General features: G+C 36.3%; 18 protein-coding genes. 11 read left to right on the top strand and 7 right to left on the bottom strand.

Annotated elements, in window-relative coordinates:
• Positions 1-92: 92 nt before the first annotated feature.
• From BW946_RS04990 to BW946_RS04975, 4 genes are all read left to right on the top strand, one after another.
• On the top strand, positions 93-587 hold the full coding sequence (locus BW946_RS04990; RefSeq protein WP_047427802.1) for an acyl-CoA thioesterase: 495 nt from the start codon (positions 93-95) through the stop codon (positions 585-587).
• A gap of 89 nt (positions 588-676) precedes the next feature.
• Entirely contained in the window at positions 677-1,729 is a 1,053-nt protein-coding gene (gene thiL, locus BW946_RS04985) for a thiamine-phosphate kinase (RefSeq protein ID WP_076595306.1), read from the top strand.
• A gap of 97 nt (positions 1,730-1,826) precedes the next feature.
• Positions 1,827-2,648 carry a helix-turn-helix domain-containing protein gene (locus tag BW946_RS04980; RefSeq protein ID WP_076595115.1) on the top strand — a complete coding sequence of 274 codons (822 nt, stop codon included), beginning with the start codon at positions 1,827-1,829 and terminating at the stop codon, positions 2,646-2,648.
• 167 nt (positions 2,649-2,815) lie between these two features.
• Positions 2,816-4,015 carry a multidrug effflux MFS transporter gene (locus BW946_RS04975; RefSeq protein ID WP_076595114.1) on the top strand — a complete coding sequence of 400 codons (1,200 nt, stop codon included), beginning with the start codon at positions 2,816-2,818 and terminating at the stop codon, positions 4,013-4,015.
• A gap of 256 nt (positions 4,016-4,271) precedes the next feature.
• Here BW946_RS04975 and BW946_RS04970 read toward each other — a convergent pair whose 3' ends face one another.
• From BW946_RS04970 to pepT, 3 genes are all read right to left on the bottom strand, one after another.
• Positions 4,272-4,505: a hypothetical protein gene (locus BW946_RS04970; protein WP_170872054.1), complete on the bottom strand. Its 234-nt coding sequence runs from the start codon at positions 4,503-4,505 to the stop codon at positions 4,272-4,274.
• A gap of 452 nt (positions 4,506-4,957) precedes the next feature.
• Entirely contained in the window at positions 4,958-5,524 is a 567-nt protein-coding gene (locus BW946_RS04960) for an energy transducer TonB (protein ID WP_076595111.1), read from the bottom strand.
• Positions 5,525-5,530: 6 nt separating this feature from the next.
• Positions 5,531-6,778 carry a peptidase T gene (gene pepT, locus BW946_RS04955; RefSeq protein WP_076595110.1) on the bottom strand — a complete coding sequence of 416 codons (1,248 nt, stop codon included), beginning with the start codon at positions 6,776-6,778 and terminating at the stop codon, positions 5,531-5,533.
• Between the two features lie 187 nt (positions 6,779-6,965).
• Here pepT and BW946_RS04950 point away from each other — a divergent pair, with 187 nt between their 5' ends.
• Both BW946_RS04950 and BW946_RS04945 read left to right on the top strand, forming a co-directional pair.
• Positions 6,966-7,814: a hydroxymethylglutaryl-CoA lyase gene (locus BW946_RS04950; RefSeq protein ID WP_076595109.1), complete on the top strand. Its 849-nt coding sequence runs from the start codon at positions 6,966-6,968 to the stop codon at positions 7,812-7,814.
• Positions 7,815-7,989: 175 nt separating this feature from the next.
• Positions 7,990-8,826 carry a sulfurtransferase gene (locus BW946_RS04945; RefSeq protein WP_076595108.1) on the top strand — a complete coding sequence of 279 codons (837 nt, stop codon included), beginning with the start codon at positions 7,990-7,992 and terminating at the stop codon, positions 8,824-8,826.
• 49 nt (positions 8,827-8,875) lie between these two features.
• Here BW946_RS04945 and BW946_RS04940 read toward each other — a convergent pair whose 3' ends face one another.
• From BW946_RS04940 to BW946_RS04925, 4 genes are read right to left on the bottom strand one after another with little or no spacing between them, the layout of a single operon-like run.
• Positions 8,876-9,202: an SUF system Fe-S cluster assembly protein gene (locus BW946_RS04940; protein WP_076352964.1), complete on the bottom strand. Its 327-nt coding sequence runs from the start codon at positions 9,200-9,202 to the stop codon at positions 8,876-8,878.
• A 3-nt stretch (positions 9,203-9,205) separates the two neighbouring features.
• Complete coding sequence (locus tag BW946_RS04935; RefSeq protein WP_076595107.1) at positions 9,206-9,907, bottom strand: 3'-5' exonuclease; 702 nt, start codon at positions 9,905-9,907, stop codon at positions 9,206-9,208.
• 15 nt (positions 9,908-9,922) lie between these two features.
• Complete coding sequence (locus tag BW946_RS04930; protein ID WP_076595106.1) at positions 9,923-10,270, bottom strand: tRNA-binding protein; 348 nt, start codon at positions 10,268-10,270, stop codon at positions 9,923-9,925.
• Positions 10,267-10,776: a hypothetical protein gene (locus BW946_RS04925; protein ID WP_076595105.1), complete on the bottom strand. Its 510-nt coding sequence runs from the start codon at positions 10,774-10,776 to the stop codon at positions 10,267-10,269. Before BW946_RS04925 ends, BW946_RS04930 begins: the two co-directional genes overlap by 4 nt.
• A 293-nt stretch (positions 10,777-11,069) precedes the next feature.
• On the opposite strand from BW946_RS04925, the gene BW946_RS04920 reads away from it, so the two are divergent.
• From BW946_RS04920 to BW946_RS04900, 5 genes are all read left to right on the top strand, one after another.
• Positions 11,070-13,760 (top strand): hypothetical protein, encoded by a 2,691-nt coding sequence (locus BW946_RS04920; RefSeq protein ID WP_076595104.1) that lies wholly within the window; start codon positions 11,070-11,072, stop codon positions 13,758-13,760.
• 11 nt (positions 13,761-13,771) lie between these two features.
• A complete protein-coding gene (locus BW946_RS04915; protein ID WP_076595103.1) occupies positions 13,772-14,329 on the top strand; it encodes a hypothetical protein in 558 nt (185 codons plus the stop codon).
• A 411-nt stretch (positions 14,330-14,740) separates the two neighbouring features.
• The gene (locus tag BW946_RS21625) at positions 14,741-18,274 is read left to right on the top strand and encodes a hypothetical protein (protein WP_228402462.1); all 3,534 of its coding nucleotides are present in this window, start codon (positions 14,741-14,743) and stop codon (positions 18,272-18,274) included.
• A 31-nt stretch (positions 18,275-18,305) separates the two neighbouring features.
• Positions 18,306-19,883 (top strand): hypothetical protein, encoded by a 1,578-nt coding sequence (locus BW946_RS04905; protein WP_139325968.1) that lies wholly within the window; start codon positions 18,306-18,308, stop codon positions 19,881-19,883.
• Positions 19,884-20,002: 119 nt separating this feature from the next.
• Positions 20,003-20,509: a hypothetical protein gene (locus BW946_RS04900; protein WP_076595101.1), complete on the top strand. Its 507-nt coding sequence runs from the start codon at positions 20,003-20,005 to the stop codon at positions 20,507-20,509.
• Positions 20,510-20,647 lie beyond the last annotated feature (138 nt).

Below are 20,647 nucleotides of genomic sequence, written 5' to 3'. Positions count from 1 at the left end.
GATTATTTTTTCAAAAGTACAATTTTTATAAACCATCTTATTTGAGTATTTTTGAAGATTATTATTTTATAATACCCAAAAACGATTTTCAAATGATTTTCTACCATAAATTTGAAGTAAGATGGAGTGATCTTGATGCCAACAAGCACCTGGCTAATTCATCCTATGTACAATATTGTGCACAAGCCAGAATGGCTTTTATGACTAAAGAGAAAATGGGAGTTACCCAGCTGAGCAGATGGGGAATAGGCCCGGTAATCCTGCATGAAAGATATTCTTTCTTCAAAGAAATCTATGCAGATCAGATTGTTATTGTAAGTGTTGAAATAGACGGATGTGCAGAGGATTCTTCCATCTACCGTTTCGTACACAAATTCTATACTCCGGACGGAATGCACTGCGCTACAGCGGAAGCTACAGGGGTATGGATTGATATGATGCTTAGAAAAATGACCACTCCACCGGATGATGTAGTGGAAGCAATGAATAAATATAAAACCCCGGACACTGTTGTATTATCGAAAGAAGACTTCAAGAAGTTTCCTTTCCACCCACACAATATTGACCCGGCAGAAATTAATATATAAAATGATGAATGATGGTTGATGCAGAATAAAAATCTGTATTCATGAATATCGATTATCATTTATCAATCATCACTTATAAAAAGAAATTTATGTTTGAAGATAAATCACAGGAGCTGACGCCCATTTCAAAATTAGGAGAGTTTGGTCTTATTAAACATTTGACAGAGTATTTTCCTTTATCCAATGAATCTTCAGAACTTGGAGTAGGAGATGATGCGGCAGTCATTAATCCCGGCAACAAAAAAGTAGTTCTTACAACAGATGTACTGGCGGAAGGAGTACATTTTAATCTGGGGTATGTTCCTCTAAAGCATTTAGGTTATAAAGCGGTGGTTGTGAACCTAAGCGATATTGCTGCGATGAATGCAACACCTACACAGATATTGGTTTCCCTTGCGGTATCCAACCGTTTTCCGGTAGAAGCTTTAGAGGAAATTTATTCCGGAATTCAGGCAGCATGTGGAAGATATAAAGTAGATCTTATAGGAGGAGATACCACAAGTTCCAATTCTGGGCTGGTCATGAGCATTACGGCTGTAGGAATTGAAAATGAAGAAAATATCGTAAAAAGAAGCGGAGCAAAACCAAACGATCTTCTTGTAGTAACAGGAGATTTAGGCGGAGCCTATATGGGTTTACAGATTCTGGAAAGAGAGCACGCTGTTTATCTTGCTGATCCGAATATGCAGCCTGAAATGGAAGGCTATGATTATATCCTTGAAAGGCAGCTGAAGCCTGAAGCCAGAACAGATGTTAAAACAATTCTGGAAGAGTTGGATATTAAACCAACGTCTATGATTGATATTTCAGATGGTCTGGCTTCCGAAATCCTTCACCTTTCAGATCAGTCAAAGGTAGGTTTCAGATTGTATGAAGAGAAAGTTCCATTGGATAACCTTACCATCTCTACGGCAGATGAAATGAATTTAAATCCGGTAATGACTGCTTTAAGCGGTGGTGAAGATTATGAACTTCTGTTCACAATTTCACCGAATGATTTTGATAAAATTAAAAACCATCCGGATTTTACCATTATAGGACATGCCGTAGAAAAAGAAGATGGAAACTTTATGGTGGCAAGAGGATCAAACCAGCTGGTAGCGCTCACCGCTCAGGGATGGGATGCTTTTTTAAACCAATAAATCCGAAAAATTATATTTAATTTTAAATATTGTAAGAGAACCGCAGCATTTTTTTGCTGTGGTTTTTGTTTCCAGTTAATTATTTTACACTTTAGTGATGACTACGCCTGAAAAAGAAATTCCTGTTCACCATCTGACCTCTGAAGAATTTCAGATGAGTACGCTAAGTGCGGCAGGTCCTGAAAATTTTCATGATGTTCACCGGCATAATTTTTTTGAAATTATCTGGTTCAGACAAGTGTATGAAAACAGCTGCTTAGAACTGGATTTTGAAAGCTATCAACTTGAAAACAATCAGATCTGCATCATTGCACCCGGACAGGCATTCAATATGAAACTGGAAGGAGAGGAAGGCTATGCAATAGCAATAAGCAGAGAAATTTTCAACGAAGTATGTGAAATCGAATCAGTACTTAACGGAGGTGAGCTTCCCTTTTTTTTAAATCCGGAAAATGAAAAAACCTGCAGTACCATCATATCACTGATGGAGCAGGAATATAAAGCCGCTTCCAGGACAGACCTTTTAAAGGCCTATCTGAAGGCATTTTGCATCATCATCGGAGAGCAGATTATCCCTCAGGAACCTTTACTGAATGACCGCCAGCGTATTCAGGAACTGGTGGGACTTATTGACAGACACTATATAGTGCATAAAGAGACGGGTTTCTATGCTGATCAGTTAAAGATAAGTACCCATCATCTTAATGATATTGTGCGCCATCTGAGAGGAACAACTGTAAAAAAGTTGATTTCTCAGCGTATTATCCTTGAGGCTAAAAGAGAGCTTAGCTTTGGAGCGCTCACGGTGAAGGAAATTGCTTTTAAACTCGGGTTTAACGATGCTTCATATTTTTCAAGGTTTTTCAAGAAACATACGGGTCAGAATCCTGATAATTTTAAGAATAATGAAAAAAGATAATCCTCAATATTTACCATAATGATAGGGTTAAATTAATATTTTCATCTTTTATTGCATTTTTAATCTTCAGTTTGTCCTATACTTTCTTCAGTTCTTTTATTGAAATACGATTGTTTTTACAGCAATTTTGCAGCTGAAAAAACGCCTGCAAAGGCTTATTGTGATTTATGAAGAAGAATTTAAGTATTGTAGTGTTTATTCTTGCACTGCTCAACACGCTGGAGTCGTTAAGTATAGATCTTTATCTTCCCGCTTTCCCAAGTATGGCCGAAATCTTTAAGACGGATATCGGGCATATTCAGATATCTATTTCGGTATTCTTTGCCGGATTTGCTTTCGGACAGCTTTTATGGGGACCTTTATCGGACAAAAAAGGAAGGAAACCCATGTTGTACTGTGGGCTTTTACTTTTCATTATAGGAGCTACAGCCATCTATTTTACATCGGATATTTATGTATTATGGGCGATGCGTTTTCTGCAGGCGTTCGGAGGAAGCGCCGGGATTGTGATAGGAAGAGCAATCATTATAGACCTGTATGATAAGCATAAAGCAGTCACTATCTTTTCGCAACAGTCGCAGATCAGTGGAATTGCACCCATTGTAGCCCCGTTACTGGGAAGTGTATTTCTTAAATTCTGGGGCTGGAACAGTTCTTTTGCTTTTTTATGCATCATGGGACTGATCACATTTTTCATGGTCTACAAATATGTACCGGAAACCAATACCAGAATTGACCTTTCTGATGATGAAATACTGGATGAAAAAGGATTAAAAGACCAGTTGAAAATGATCATCTCCAACAGAGATTTTATTAACAGTACGATGGTAGGAAGTATTGCGTTTGCTTCTTTGATTATTTACATTTCCAATGCTCCGTTTTTATTCATGGAGATCCATGGGTTTTCGAGCAGTACATTCAGTTTCATTTTTGCCTTCAACTCATTGGCCTTGATAACGGCTGCTTATATTACGCCCAAACTGATCAAAAGAATAAGCAATGCCACCCTTTTATTCGCTGCTACCATTGTTTTACTGATCGTATGTACACTTCATATTCTGATTGCTGCTGAAAACCTTTCTGTAGGATTGGAAATTGCTATGCTGTATCTGTCATTACTGGCTATTGGTATTTTGTTTCCCATCACGTCAGCCCATGCCTTATCACCCTTCAAGGAAGGAAGGGGAACAGCTGCGGCATTACTTGGTTTTATGCAGCTGATGGTTACATTTTTAATGTCAGCACTGCTAGGTTTTTTGGAAGCAGATTCTATTATTCCGATGGTGATAACCCGTTCTGCAATGGCATTGATTGCAGTGTGGTTTGGGTATCATATTGTTAAGAAAACAAATAAGAGTAAAAAATAAATTGAAAATATAAAGAAATAAAAAAAATGTATTAGTAATAAATGATGTTTGATGACTTTCATTCAAACGAACTTTATTCTCATATGAGGTTACAGGAATTGATGAAAGAGATGTTTTCATGAAAAAATGTAGCATAAAGAATTATATAAATTTTGTATCAAAAATAGTTGCAAGTTCACCAGGAGAGAGGTATCTTCTTGGATACAAACAGGAATAACAAAAACCCGGAAGTATTAATACTCCCGGGTTTTATTATTTAATAAGGCTGTTCTTCACAAATAGAAGGAGGAATACAGCCACCGCCGCCAGGGTTTCCTCCACCGCCTACAGCGATACATTGTCCAGGATTTCCGTCTTCATACATTTCACATGCATATCCCCAGGCGCATTGACAGTCGTCCTGACAATTATAAGAGTTGCCTCCCATATGACAGCCATCTCCACCGCTGCCCATAATGGCAGATAAGTCTTTTCTCAAAAGTTTTTTCATTGTTTTCATGATAATTGGGTATTAAATGTTATTGTTTAAAATTGTACATCCTTGTAAATATAATAAAATTGTCTTAATGTGTTGTAAATGAATTTTATGTGTAGCTTTTATATAAAGAAAAGCCACTGCAAAGGAGGTTTTCTTATGATAAAAAATGTATTAGAAACTGAAATTCTTCTGATACAGCAGATACTCTTTTTGAAAAGAGAGATAGTTCCTTCGTATGATAAAGGAGCGATTCCAAAACCATATATAATAGTTGCGAAACCCTGAAGCTTGATGTCATCCAGGATGAGATTAACATATAAGTTGGACAAATGACCCTATGAGAGGGTGATATTGAATGCTTCCAAAAGAATAATATTAAGTTAGTATCAATAATATAATGAATTATGGGAATATTTTTAAATAGAGAAAAAGAAACCCGCTACCATCGTAGCGGGTTCTATATATTATTTTCTGAAGGACATTGTTAAAGGAACAGAAACATTGGAAGAGACTGGTTTCCCTTTGTCTTCAGCGGGTTTCCATTTGCCTTTATCTTTAATGCGGTAAAAAGCGGCTTCAATGAAAGCGTTTACATCTTCATTATTTCCTTTTACATTGGGATTAAGAGCGTTCCCTTTAGAATCTACCACAAAACTTATTGTTGCTTTGTAGGTTTCCGAAGAAAAGTTCAGAAAGTCAAGATCTACAGCTTCATATAAAAGTTTTTGAAAAGCGGCTTTACCTTTATCATATTCTGCTTCTTTACTCACTTTTGTTTTCGTAGGAGGATCTGCAGTGATCATTTTCTGATCTTCAAGAGAAGCTTTATCCAAAGCGGTCTTGTAGGCAGTTATTTTATCCTCTGTCAAAAGCCATTCTTTCTTGGTTCTTAAATCATTAGGCTTAGGATATTTATTATACAGAGCCGTTTTCTTTCTTTCATAGCGTGAATCTGCCCTTTGAAATTCAGAAATCTGGGCACTGCTGAAAATAAAAGAGAAAATGAATGCTGATGCTAAGACCTTTTTCATGATTTATTACGCTTTAACAATATTAATAATAACTTCGGTTGCTTTTTCCATACTTTCCAAAGCTACATACTCGTATGGTCCGTGGAAGTTGATTCCTCCTGCAAAAATATTCGGGCAGGGAAGTCCCATATAAGAAAGCTGAGCGCCATCTGTACCTCCTCTGATTGCTTTGATCTTAGGCTCTATACCTGCTTCAGTCATTGCTTTTGCAGCAAGATCTACAATGTGCATTTTACCTTCAAACTGCTGCTTCATATTTCTGTATTGCTCTTTGATCTCTACTTCAGCAGTTCCTTCACCGTGTTTTTGATTAAACTCGGCTACTTTTTCCTCCATGAATTTCTTTCTGGCTTCAAATTTATCTGCATCATGATCTCTGATGATATATTGAAGTTTAGCCTCAGAAATATCAGCTGTAATATCCATTAAGTGGTAGAATCCGTCGAAGCCTTTTGTTGTTGAAGGAGTTTCGTTAGCAGGAAGCATTTGAGCAAATTCAGCAGCTAAAAGAGCAGCATTGATCATTTTTCCGTAAGCATAACCAGGGTGAACACTTAATCCGTGGATTTTTACAACCGCTCCTGCAGCGTTAAAGTTCTCATATTCAAGTTCCCCCACTTCTCCGCCATCCATAGTATAAGCCCATTCTGCACCAAATTTAGCCACATCAAATTTATGGGCACCTCTTCCGATTTCTTCATCTGGTGTAAATCCTATAGCAATTCTTCCATGTTTGATCTCAGGATGAGCGATAAGATATTCTGCGGCTGTTACAATTTCAGCACATCCCGCTTTGTCATCAGCTCCGAGAAGAGTTGTTCCGTCAGTGGTGATTAATGTCTGGCCAATATATTTTTTTAAGCTTTCAAATCTTGAAGGAGATAAGGTGAATCCTGTTGCCTGGTTCAAAAGAAGATCATTTCCGTCATAATTTTCCCAAACCTGAGGTTTTACATTTTCTCCGCTGAAATCCGGTGAAGTATCATAATGTGAAATAAATCCGATAGTAGGCCTGTCATCATTTTCAAGATTAGAAGGAACATAGCCCATGATATAGCCGTTGCTGTCTATAGAAACATCTTCCAGGCCGATGGTCTTCAGTTCTTCAGTAATATAGTTGGCAATATCCCACTGACGTTCAGTAGAAGGTGTTGTTTCACTTTCTGCATCACTGGTTGAATATATTTTTACATAGCTAAGAAAACGGTTCAGTAATTTTTCTTTCCACAAAGGGTTGAATTCTATTGTACTCATCAGATATCATAAATTTTAACAAAGTTAGCAAATTTGAGGCTGAGAATACGTTATTTGCGATTTAATATCAGATATTGAAATTATAAATCAGATATAAATCTTTGAAAATCAAAATAGTGTTAGCTTTGTATGTACAGTATACTAAGTAGTTTAGTTTTATTATATTTGAGAAAATCAAAAAGTAAAAATGTTTCTTACCGAATGTCCTAGAGATGCAATGCAGGGATGGGGAGAATTTATCCCTACCAATAAAAAAATAGATTATATCAACTCCTTGATGGATGTTGGCTTTGATGTATTGGATTGTCTGAGTTTTGTTTCCCCGAAAGCGATTCCGCAGATGGCTGACTCTGATGAGGTGGCAAAAAATATCGACAAATCACGCTCCAAGACCAAAGTTTCTGCAATTATTGGTAATTACAGAGGTGCGGAAAAAGCATTGAAACATGAGTCTGTAGATATTCTGGGCTTCCCGTTTTCTATTTCTGAAACTTTTCAGCACAGAAATACCAATAAAAGTCAGGAAGAAGCTTTTGATGAAATCATTAAAATGCTTGAACTGGTAAAAAGTGAAGGAAAACAGCTTAATATCTATTTTTCTATGGCTTTTGGAAATCCATATGGTGAGGTGTGGAAGTGGGAAGATGTTGACCAATGGGCACAAAAATTCTCAGATATCGGTGTAAAAGATATCTTATTATCAGATACAACCGGTGTGGCCACTCCTGAAACCATTGCCCTTTTGTTTGAAAAAATACCTTCAAAATATCCGGATATCAACTTCGGAGGACACTTTCATAATCGTTATGAAGATTCCTATTCAAAATTAAAAGCCGCTTACGATCAAGGCTGCCGAAGATTTGACAGTGCTATCAAAGGAATCGGAGGATGCCCTATGGCTAAAGATGATCTTGTAGGAAACATGCCTACAGAACAGGTTATCAACTTTATGAGCGTTGAAAAAGCAGAACATAAACTGAACCTGCTCAACTTTGAAAGTTCTTATAACAAGGCGAAGGATATTTTTCATTTTTAAGAAGAATAAATCTCTCGCAGATTTTGCAGATCCCGCAGATAGAAAAGAAGATTTGCTTAATCAGCAGAATCTGCGAGAAAACTATCGATAGGAGCGGGCTTTAGCCCGCTTTATTATATTGAAAAATATATGGCTTTAGCCAAAACATAATTAAATTAACCCCAAAATCAACAAAATGTCTCCAATCATCTCACCAACCGAACTCAAAAAGATTCCAACCGAAAATCTTGTTATTCTTGATGCAAGAACAGGAAAAGACGTAAAACAAATTTACCTTGATAAGCACATTAAAGGAGCAAGATTCATTGATCTGGATAAAGATCTGGCTGAAATAGGAGAGAATGCAGCGTTTGGAGGGAGACATCCGCTTCCTTCCGTGAGAAAGTTTGCTGAAACACTTTCAGATCTTGGAATTTCAGAGGGTAATCATATTGTTGTATATGATGATAAAAATGCTTCGAATGCAGCAGCACGTGCCTGGTGGATGTTAAGATCTTTCGGATTGGAAAAAGTTCAGGTTCTTGATGGCGGAATGCAGGCTGCAGAAAAAGGAGGGTTAGAATTTTCTTCAGGAGAAGAGATCTTTGAGAAAACTTCTTTGATTGAAAAAGATCATTGGAGTCTGCCGGTTTCGAGCCTGGAAGTTGTTGAAAGTGAATTGAAAAACAATTCTTCTACGGTGATTGATGTAAGAGACGCTTACCGCTATAAAGGTGAATCTGAACCGATTGATCTGGTAGCGGGGCATATTCCGGGAGCGGTTAATATTCCTTTTTCTGAAAACCTGGATGAAAGCGGAAACTTTCTGAGTCCTGAAATCTTAAAAGAAAAATACAGCAAATTATTACAAAATAAGCCTGATCATCTGATCATTCATTGCGGATCGGGAGTTACTGCCTGTCATACTATTTTAGCTCTGGATTACGCAGGGTTTCCCATTCCGGATTTGTATGTAGGCTCATGGAGTGAATGGAGCAGGAGAGACGGAAAGGAAATAGCAAAAGATATTTAAAATAAAAACCCCGAAAAATTTTCGGGGTTTTATATTATTAAGGGTAATTTTAAAGCATTCCCAGCTCAAACTTCGCCTCTTCGCTCATCATATCCTTATTCCAGCTTGGTTCGAAAGTAAGCTCTAAATCTACACTTTTTACGTTTTCTACTTCAGCCACTTTATCTTTTACTTCCTGAGGAAGTGTTTCTGCAACAGGGCAGTTGGGAGTAGTAAGGGTCATTATAATTTTTACGTCAGCATCATCGGAGATCTGGACATCGTAAATCAGCCCTAATTCGTAAATATCTACCGGAATTTCAGGGTCATATACGGTTTTTAGTACACTAATGATTTCCTCACCAATGTCAGCAATTTGATCGTCTGTAAATTTCATTTTTTAATCTAGATTGATATTCCTTTTCAACAAATCTTCCTGACGCATACGCCGGAAAATATTTGCCAAAGTTAAGACATCTTTTTCACAATAGTCAACAATTCTCTGCAAGTCTTTCTCTATGTAGTAAATTGATGAAACCATTGAGCCGTCAATATCATCCTTCGGAGTAGGAATACCAAAGACATGAGCCAGTAATTCCAGGGATACAAAACTTTTATAATCACCGAACTTCCAGAGTTCCATTGTATCGATATGCGGAATTTCCCAGGGCTTTTTCCCAAACATCTGAAACGGTGCAGGAGGCTGCATTCCATTGATAAGATAACGTCTGGCAATCCATGGAAAATCGAATTCTTTTCCGTTATGAGCACAGAGAATCACGTTATAAAGCCTTGGGCTGTTGAAGATTTCTCCAAACTCCTGCAGCATTTTCTTTTCGTCATGCCCATAAAAACTCTTTATTTTTAACGTTTCATTCTTTTCAACCATTCCGATGGTGATGCAGATGATTTTTCCAAACTCGGCCATGATGCCGGCTCTGTCATAAAACTCTTCTGCAGTCACTTCTTCTTTTCTTTGGAATTTTGTCTTTTTATCCCACAGGTATTGTTCTGTTTCGGATAACTCGTCCCATGATCCAGCCTGCGGAACGGTCTCAATATCAAGGAATAAAACTCTTTCTAAAGGGATGTTTTGTATCATATTGTGTTTTGTTGTCTATCCTACCTGCATTCCATTTTTTGTAGGCAATGAGGGGGTCAAAAGTGTAACATCTTTTTTGTCTTCTCCATACAGTCCTAGCACAAGACATTCGCTGAAGAAATTGGCAATCTGCTTTTTAGGGAAATTCACTACTGCTAAAATCTGTTTACCAATAAGTTCTTCTTTTTCATATAGAGAAGTAATTTGGGCGGATGATTTTCTGATTCCCAAATCACCAAAATCTATTTCCAGCTGGTAAGATGGGTTTCTTGCTTTTTCAAAATCATTCACAGAAATTATCGTTCCGCATCTGATGTCTATTTTTTCAAAATCTGCCCAGGTGATATCTGGTTTTACTGTCATGGTAATTCGTTTATTAAATGTTCTACTTCTGTTTTCTGTTCTGCATATTTTTGTTGTAATACTGAACCTTCGCCCATTCTTTTATAGTATTCCAACGCTTTCCCGCCGAAGAATTTTTTATGAAAATCTGAAACCTCCGGAATCTGCGGAAATACTCTGTGAAAAAGCATCTCATAATACGCCTGAAATTCCCTTTCATTTTTGTCTTCGATTACCTGTCCGGGAGCTTTCTGTCTTACATGAAGCATTTCGTGAGCCACCATATTCAGGACAAGGTTCAGGTCAAAATCAAATAAATTTCTTGGGATCATTACGGTTTGCGGCCCGCCCAGACCTCCTTCTGCTGTAAGAAGCATTGAAGTGGGAGAAAGTTCTTCCCTGAATCCGAATCCTGCAAAGTTTTCATGTTCCAGGTCAAAAGAATGGATCAGATATTTTGCTGCATCCAGAATCTGGTTGTGTTCTTTGTATGCCTCAAGGTGTAAGTTGATCTGCTCGAAATTCATCTGAAATATGTTTTAAACAAATGTATTAAAATATTGAGAATACTAAAACGGTTTGTACCAAAGGTTTGAGAACAAAAAGTAAAAATAGTTTTTTATACGTCAAGTTCTGTCGCTTCCCTGATGGATATTTGCTTCAAGAAAAAACACAGAAAATGAAACTAGACTTCAAAATTTCAGGTGGACATCTTTTGCCGGAAACCACCTAAAAAAATAAGGCTAAAACCTGAAGACATTCTACTAAAAAGAGCTTCAGATCTTAACCTATTTTAAGACAAACACAAATTTTCAAAAACATGAGTGATATAAAAAAATTAGTAAATGATTTAGTATATAAAGGAGTTAAGGAACTTTGGTTCGATCCTAAGAATTATGAAACAAAAGAAGCGAGCAACAATTATTTTTATTCTCCTTTCTCTTCAGGCTATGTTGGTGATATTGATATTCCGTTCAAAGTAAGACTGCCTTTAAGCTTGAAAGAAAGAGAATTAAAAATCACTGTTATATACGGTTCTGATACAGGATATATTACGATACAGCCAGGAAAAGAAATCAACTATGATATAAGAATAGATACTCAAAGTGAAGAAATTGAATATATATTAACATATCATTATGTACAAAATCTTACTAAAAAAACGGATGTTGCTTTAGTTCTCAAAACGGATAATGCTTTTGACTTTATTACTCTTTTAAAATATTTGAATATAAAGCCTGCAAGCGAAACATTTATCAATGACGAATTCCGGAAAGCATTTTCAAGAGTGGAATCAAGCGACAGCAAACTTAGCTGGCTTTATGAAAATGCGTATCCATCTTCAATAAAGGACAGAAAAGATGAGCAGCTTTGGAATGATCTCCTGAGGCTTTGCCAATATGATGGCGAAAAATGGTTTGTAGATACAGGTTCCGCTGTTATGAATATCGTTCAAAACTTCAGTGATATAAAATGGATTATTGATAAACTGAAAGCTAATCAGGAAATTCTGATGGAGATTTATGAAACAATAAGTGATTATGAAACCAAATCTGCTTTTGCAACTATTGTCAATGCTTTTATCATATTGGAAGGGAATAATCTTCATAAACCCGTTTTTTTGAAAGGCAGTTTATATCGTCTTAACAAGTTTACACCTGCGGCAGAGAATAAACTTTTTAGAATTACAAACCAAAAATTAGTTTCCACAAGGGTCATAGCTTCTAATATGGGAGCTGTTACCTCGCAAAACTTTGTAACTGTAGAAGATGCAAACCTCAACCCCTGTGATTTGGTGATCATTGAAGATACTGATATGAAAACGTCTTTAATAAAGCCTGTAAAAGCAGCACCCAATGCCGCTATTATGCTTTATTATATGGCAGATCATGCAAATCATGAGGAATTAGTAAAAATGGTCCGTATTACATTAGATGTAGCGGCTGTTTTGGCCGCAGCCTATTCAGGAGGAGCCTCTTCCGTATTAATAAGATTTGCGGAAGCAGGATTAGCTCTTACGGATATTGTGATGATGGATGAAGGGATACGTAAATTCCTATCGGAAAACGGAGGAGAATGGTTTGTGGAAAATTGGGATACTATTTACCTGATGGCGGGTTTAGGCTTTTTAAGTAAAGTAATAATTAACGGCATTCTTACTAAAGGTCCAGCCTTATTAGAGTCTTTAAGAAATGCAAAGAATATTCCCAGAAATTGGGTTCTCTTTAAAAGAGATTTAGAAAAGCTTATTAAAGAACTGGAAGACTATGAAGCAAGACAGGCTGCTATTGTTACTAATGAAATAGATGAAGTAGTAATAAAAGGAGACAGATATGCATTATGGAGAAAGATTCTTAATCTTTCCTCCTCTCAGGAAAAGTATCTTGAACAGGTAGTAAGAGAACTTCAGTTTAAAGGAATTTCACTGAAAAAAATTGCTGAGGAATCATATGAAGTATTTTATAATGGGGAAAAACTAAAAGTAGGTTCCAGCCAATCTTTGGGAAAATTATTACAGAAACTGTATTTTGTTTCTTCAAAAAACTTTGAAAGAGTTTTATATAGCTATTTTATTTCTGTAGAAGAAAGCATGGTTTTTATTGATGATGTTGCAAAAGAACTCTCAAAAAATGGATTGGGAGGTTATACCCGGGACATACAAAACCTGCAAAGAGATGAATTACTTATTGTAAAAACAGGAAATACTACAGAAACAGGTTATACAGTACTTTATAAAGGCGAAGAAATAGCGGCTGAAGTTTCAAAATCTCCAAAGGATGCTTTTAAAAGGCTCATCGATAAAACCAAAAATATCTGGAATAATAAGGGAGATATCCTTGCAGACCAAATGAAAAAGCTGCTTTTGCTCGTGAAGAAAAGCAAAACAATGGTCAACACATCTGCCAGAATAGGTGAGCAGGCCACAACTGAAACAATACAATGGGGAACCGTAAAAATGAAGCTGCATCCAAAGTTTGATGAGATGATGCAATTTTTAAAAGAAAGAAATATAAAAATTGTAGAAATTACAGATATTACTCAGGATGTGGGATATACGGAAAAATTTGTATTTACCCGGCAGCTGGAATTGGTGAGAATAGATAAAATTATAGAATGGCATCCCGAAATGCGTTTCCTTGATCTTGAACATGAGATTGACCATATTATACAGCTAGAGAGAAACTTGCAAGGAAAATATGCTACTACTACCGAGATTATTAAACGACCAGGTGTAGAAGTTCCGCAAGCTATGCCAAAATTAGGTTATTTAACAATTGTTGAAAAGAACTTTTTGGAATATGAAGTCCGTGTAAAAGAAGTGCTCAGGTTAAAAGCAAACGGAGCTCCAAAAGAGTTGATAAAAGAACACCTCGAAGGTTTAAAAGAGGCATATAATACTTTTATTAATTCTAAACCCAAATATATTGGAGATCGCTTAAAATTTGAAGAATGGCAAAAAAAACATTTTCCTGATTTTAACGAATTTGATTTTAATAACTTTACCTATTAAATTTTTAAAACATGAGTGAACACGGATTTTATAATTATAAGTTAATAGCAATGTTTGGGAACAATTTAGGGAAACCTTATTCTAAAAATATGGTATTGATTCAATTTTACGAAAGAGATTCTATTTTGTTAATCCCTCATTATAATACGACTAAATATCCTTTTCCACCCTTAAATGAAGAAATGGACTATATTGGTCCAAAAATAGATGATCGTGGAACGAAGAGAAGGATAAAAGCTTTTACAGAAGCACCTGTTATATTTTTTGAAGATAATGAAAGAACCGGAAAAAATTTTAACCTTGATTTTGAATATGATCTTGATGATTTAGGCGGTAAAATTTCTCATGTCAAAAAGCGTCATGTAGTTTATTGTGTAGATTCTCAAACATACAAATGGCTGTATAAGACTTTAAGAAAAGATTTTTACAGTCATCCGCCTGGATATCGTCATAATAGAGAGAATTCAATTCATAATAAGGCTTTACAGTTTATAGAAGAAAAATTGATATTACTAAAAGATGAGTTACCGGATAGATTTAGGGATAAAATTTTTAGAAAAGAAGAATAAATTATAGAGGGCATTTATATGCTCTCTTTTTATGTCAAAAAAGATAAAATGTAAGTTGAAATTTTTTTCTGTTAAAAAGAGAGGATAGAATATATGAGTAATCTCAAATTTTTTAATGGTGTTATGTTCGGCAAGTAATAATATGCAACATATATTTTAAGCCACCTATTGGGTGGCTTTTTTGTTGTTGGAAAAAAAATACTAAAATATTTTTATACGTCAAGTTCTGTCGCTTCCGCGTTGGATATTTGCTTCAAGAAAAAACACAGCGTATGAAACTAGACTTCAAAATTCCAGGTGGACATCTTTTGCCGGAAACCACCTAAAAAAATAAGGCTAAAACCTGAAGACAATCTACTAAAAAGACCTTCAAAATCTTAACCTTTATAAAAACCAAAACAAAATTAAAAAATGGAAGCAATTAATCAAAATAATAGCTCACAAACTTTATTCAGATTTGCAACGATGCGCAGCGCAGAATTGTCTGATCCAAAGAATAGGGAGAAAAGATTTATTTTCAGAAACTACTTAAGACAAAAGGGAGTAATTGACCCACGAGTAGAAGCTGGAGAATCTTTGAAAAACGTCTGTGAAAAGATCACAGGTTTAACTATAGAAACAGAAGCATCATTAAAAGCTAAAAGTGTACAATTTTATGAATTGTCAGTTTGGGTTGCAAAGAATAAAGCAAAAGCAACCAAAGAGGAGTTCGATGCTAAAATCAAAACTTATAAAGAGACTCCAAAACCTATCGTTGAAATTGATTCTAACATTTGGGATAATCTTATTTATCAGGTGGTCACTCAAAAAAATTTTTATGCAAAAGAAACATTAATTCAGTTTCTGCATCTTGACCATATCCTGTCAAATTATGACGGAAATACTCAGGAGCAGTATGAAGACATTATAAAAGCCAAAGTAGTTCTCCCTAAAGAACTTTTTAAAGCGAAAACAAATTCAATGTCTAATGCAGCTGTTTCAAGAGAAGAAAGCAGCCCGCAGAATATTCCTCTTAATAATAGCGCTCTTAAGTTTGCAGAAGCAACAATAAACCTTAAGGGAAATGTAGATCTTAAAAAAGCGCTAGAGAAAATTGAAAAAAATTATAGAAAAGAATATGGAATAGCCTATAATAAGGCGTATGAAGAATATAGTGAAAGTGTAAGACCTGAACAGGCGAGATATGATGCTCTTGTTAAAGAACAGGAATATCAAAAGGAAATTTTCCTCGCGGCAGAAAATCATGAAGCGTTATCAGGTCTGAAATACGTTTCGATTCCGGAAGTTCCTAATTTCAAATTTAATTTTCGTCCAGAAATTGAAACAGAAGAGTTATTAAGAAATGTAAACCAGGAAAATATTGAAGCTCTACATCGTATATTCAATACTTCTGATCTTACTAATGCCCTCAATGATATTTCTACATTTACAGAGCTTTTCCAAACCATTGAACAAAATAATCAGCTATTACAGCAAACTATTTTAAGTAATGTAAACCTTAATCCGCAGATTTCCACAACAGTAGGAGGGGTTGTTGTTCCTGTAGCCCAATCCTTAAATACGCAGGAAATTTCTTTTACAGCAGGAACAATACGTTGGGGTATGGGGCTTGGAAGCCATACTATGTATCTGACAACTGATATTAATGATCCGAAACATATCGTAAGTGGGATTTATAATATAAAATCATACGATCAGCAGCTTTTAGCAAATGGGACTTTAGCTTATACTTATGATGCCCCTAATGTGACTACTTTATTTAGTAACGGAGAGGATATTCCAAATAATATTTTGGAAAAACAGGAAGTTTTGTTATTAGAAGGAGAAGTTGTTCTTAATGATGGACTTACATATTTTATGAATGGGAAATTATTGTGGACAGCAGATAGAATTAATAGATTTCAAGGTACTGGAACATTTACATTAAAAGAAAAAGTAATAACAGGCGGAGAAGGAGGAGGAAACGGAACTCCCACAAATACGGATGATATTTTTATTCCTTCGGGATTTGGAATGAAAAATATAGGGATTGCAGATTACCGAAAGGTAGAACAAAGTACCTACTGTTATGTAGAAGGAGATGTTTCACACATCGAAAATATTATGGCAAGGGAGTATAGAGAAAAATCTTCACGACGATTAAAAAGAAGTGAATCCCAAACCACCAAATCTACGGAATCTGAAAAAGAGAAATTGACGGATACTACTTCTACGGAAAGAAATGAGATGCAAAGCGAAATTTCTAAAGTACTTCAGGAATCTAAGGATTTTGCAGCGCAGGCAGGATTTAATGCATCATGGGGAGCGGGAGCAAAGTATATGCTAAATACTGCTGCCAACTATGCTACTCATAGTTCTAGGGAGGAAAGTAACAGACAGGCTGTTACCGAGGCTAAAGATGTTACCGCCAGAGCCTTGGAAAGGATTGTTACCAAGGTGAAAGAAGAACGTATTGATAAAATACTTGAGGAATATGAGGAAAACAACAAACATGGTTTTGATAACACCAAAGGCAGCAACCATGTTGTAGGGGTATATCGCTGGGTGGATAAAGTAGTCAAAAACCAGATCTTTAACTATGGAAAGAGAATGATGTTTGAGTTTATGATTCCGGAACCTGCCAAATTACATTCATTAGGAATGAAGGTAAGTAGTACTACTGAAAACCAATTGGTAAAGCCTATTGATCCAAGAGAATCTGCTGGTATGCAGATCAAAGACTGGAGTGCTCTTACAGATTCCACTAAGTTAAAATACTGGCTGGGTTATTATAATGTGGAAGTTGATGAAAGGCTGGAACCTGTGGTATATGTTGGAAAATCCATTGATTACTCATCCACTGAATCAAAACAGGCCTCTTCAAAATCTGATCTTATTCCTATTCCGGAACATTATATCACCGAATCGTATGTTGTGAAAAGCAGTAATTCTTTCCCAGGTTACAATGGGTGGGGAAATGGTGCAAGCTTACTAGTCGGTGGAGATAATGGCAGCAGTGGTTTCTTAAAATTCGTGAGAGAAGTTCCTATCACCATTGCAACAACAAATGCCCATTATTTCCATGCAACGGTTAATATCAAATGTGTGCTGCAGGAAGAATATAAAAATGGATGGCTTCAGAAAGCATTCAATAAAATTATTGAAGCCTATAAAGTGGAGTTGAGCAAGTATGAAGCTGCCTTGGCAGATGCAAAAGCTGTAGGAGCTCAGATCAAAGGATCTAATCCGGGATTCTACAGAAAGATCGAAAATACCATTTTAAGAAGAAACTGTATTTCCTATATGCTGAATCAGAATCCTGATGCATTACTCACTTTCGGTAAAAAAAGATATTATACCAATGATAATGCTTCTACAGAAACTTTTCAGAATACAGACATTAAGGTGGATGAAAAACTGGATCAATATGCTGCATTTATCAAATTTATGGAGCAGGCGTTTGAATGGGAAATCATGAGTTATTATTTCTACCCCTATTATTGGGGTGAAAGAAAATCATGGGCAGATTTATATCAGTTTGATGATAATGATCCTACGTTCAGAGCCTTTATGCAGTCAGGTATGGCAAGAGTTATTGTTACGGTAAGACCAGGATTTGAAGAAGCAGTGAGACATTTCCTTGCTACAGGACAAATCTGGAACGGAGGTGAAGTTCCTGTCATTGATGATCCTTTATTCTTATCCATTGTGGATGAATTACGCTCACCAAAAGTGACAAAAGAAGGAGAGCCATGGAGAGAGAAAATTCCTACTTCCCTTACCATTCTTCAGGCGGGATCTATTGGGCTAATAGTTAAAAAAGCCCTGCCTTGCAACTGTGAACCAGGAGTGAAGTTTGATGATGAACTGGGAGAAATCTGCGGAACCAGTTTTGAACCTAATGACAATCTTCTTGGAGTAGAATCGCTTGAAGGACAGAAAGTCATTTCAGGAGACTGGAAATAAAATAAATATTAACCTAAAAAAAATAAAAAAAATGCCAATTATAGGAAAAATTATAAGAGTAAGCGAATTGCCTCCCATTGGAGAAAGGGAAACGAATGCTATTTATCAGGTAGCAGCTCCGGGTTCTCCATCTTACACAGATTATGCTGTTGATGAAAACGGTGATTTAAAGACCCATGCCGTTGTTGATGGAACTATTCCTCTGGAATTATCTGATAATCATGTCAGTATTTCAAATGCTGATCTTGTAGCAGAAGGAATGGCAAGCCAGGCTCAATACAATGTTAAAACAAAGGAGAAATTAGCTAAAAAATTAGAGATTCCTTTAACAGACGGAAATGCTCAGGATTATCCTAAAATCATAGGATTGAATGATAATGGAAATGTTGCCAAACTTCCTGCAGGTGATCTGGGGAAGAATATGATGAATGCAAATCTGTCCAACAGTGCAGTAAGAAGCCATACTCTTAACGCCTCATTTTCGATAAATACCTTAGGAAACCCTTATGTGTTATCCGGGCTGCCCAATAAGAATTCTGACACCGCTAATTTCCAAAAAGTTGTAGTTCAGAATACCGATGGCTTAAACGCTATTGTAGACAGTAAAAATCTACTGTTGGAAATGCCCAATCAAATGACAGAAGCTGAGAGAGCAGCATGGAAAACTAAAATGAACGGAGGATGGAGCACAGGAACAATGAGTGTTGCTGTCATATCTCCTCCAATTGTGGATAAAACAGACCGTCCGTTTTGGATTAATCTGAAAGGTGCCAACTTAAATCTTCCTGCCACAGGTTTTAAAGTGGAGCTATGTACTCAGGATAGTATTTCTGCGGATACTGCTACTGTTGTTGCCGTCATCCCTGGTTCACAGGTTCAGTTGTATACTAATGGAATTGATCTGACCTTCTATTACAATTTCAAAAATATTCCGGCAGGAGAATATAAAATAAGATTGTGGAATGGGGTAGCATGGTACTTAACAAGTTTTACCATCCGTGTGGCAAGCCAGATCCAGCGTGTTCCTCTCAATAATATTGTTTGGGAACAGAAAATATACAATAATGCTGTATCATCCGCCATTACGCAGGCAGGAGCCGCTGTAAGTTACAGTTCTGACAGTAATGTAAAGACTCCTGCCGATGATTCAAGTTTCATCGCAGCCAGAAAGACAAATCAATTGATTGGTGCAGATGAAGATTTTTACATGAATGTTGAAATTACAGGTAAAACAGCAACGATAAGTGGACCAAACGGCTTTGGTACGATGACCCATTTTGTAGGATTGGTAAATGCCGCCAATGGAGTAGATCTCTTAAATCAAACGGTTGCGAATATCAGGTTGGTTCAGTCCTACTGGTATCCTATGTGTAAAATATTCCCTGACAATTCAGCAGAGACAGTAACTACTGCGGAGCCTACCTATGCTCTTAGTGCAACATTTATAAGACGTGGAGGAAGCTGGACCGTCATTGTCAACTTCAATAACAAAACGGTTACCTATAACAAAACAGGGTATACAGGCCCGGTTGCCTTCGGAATGTATAACATGAATACAGGCGGAAATACAGGCGTAAGTGCCAATATCGTTGAACTGTACAAATTGTAACAAGTATCAAACTTTAAGATAAAATCAATAAAAGGCAGAGCCTGAAAATTCTGCCTTTTCATCAAGCAGTGTCTACGAATTGATAGACACTGATATTTAACCAACAAAATTTTAAAACAATGAAAGAAAAATTATTACTACCTGAACAGGTACAGCAGCTTTTAAACGAAATCAATACAACACATCTCAACCTGGGTGAAATCCAGATCTCTAAACATCCTATGCTTCCATCATTTAACCGATTTATCCGAATCAATAAAATGGTAGTAGATACAGAGCTTCCAAGAACCTATCTTTTTTATCAGCAGGTTTTAAGGAACAAAGAAACCAATGAAATTGAACCTTCCAACCTTCCGACTCCGGAATGGATGATCGGGGAAGAAGAATGGTCAAGTCTGAGAGACGAAAGCTTTAACAGAATACTTGTTCCTGTAGTAGATGAAGAAACGCAGAACCCTGTTCCGGATGAGGAAGGAAATCCTAAAACATCTATTGTTAAAGTGAATACTCACCATTACATGCTTTGGCTTGTTAAGAATAATAAAATAGGTTTTCTGGATCTTCTGAAAAGCTATTTACAGGAATTTGTGGAGTTGAAAAGTAATGAACTCAATAAGCTGTCTTAGCTACCAACAGGTTATTTAAATGACTTCAATAACTATTTTACTGGCAGGGCCTTAAAGCCCTGCCTTTATAAAAAATGAAAATTATGAAAACACTTGAACTTAAAGAAACGATCAATAAAGAATGACGTAAAGAGAATA

Origin of the sequence: Chryseobacterium sp. RU33C (assembly GCF_900156015.1) — a bacterium.
GTDB lineage: Bacteria > Bacteroidota > Bacteroidia > Flavobacteriales > Weeksellaceae > Chryseobacterium > Chryseobacterium candidae.
The sequence above is the reverse complement of the archived record's forward strand: the minus strand, read 5'-3'. Positions and strand labels throughout refer to the sequence as shown.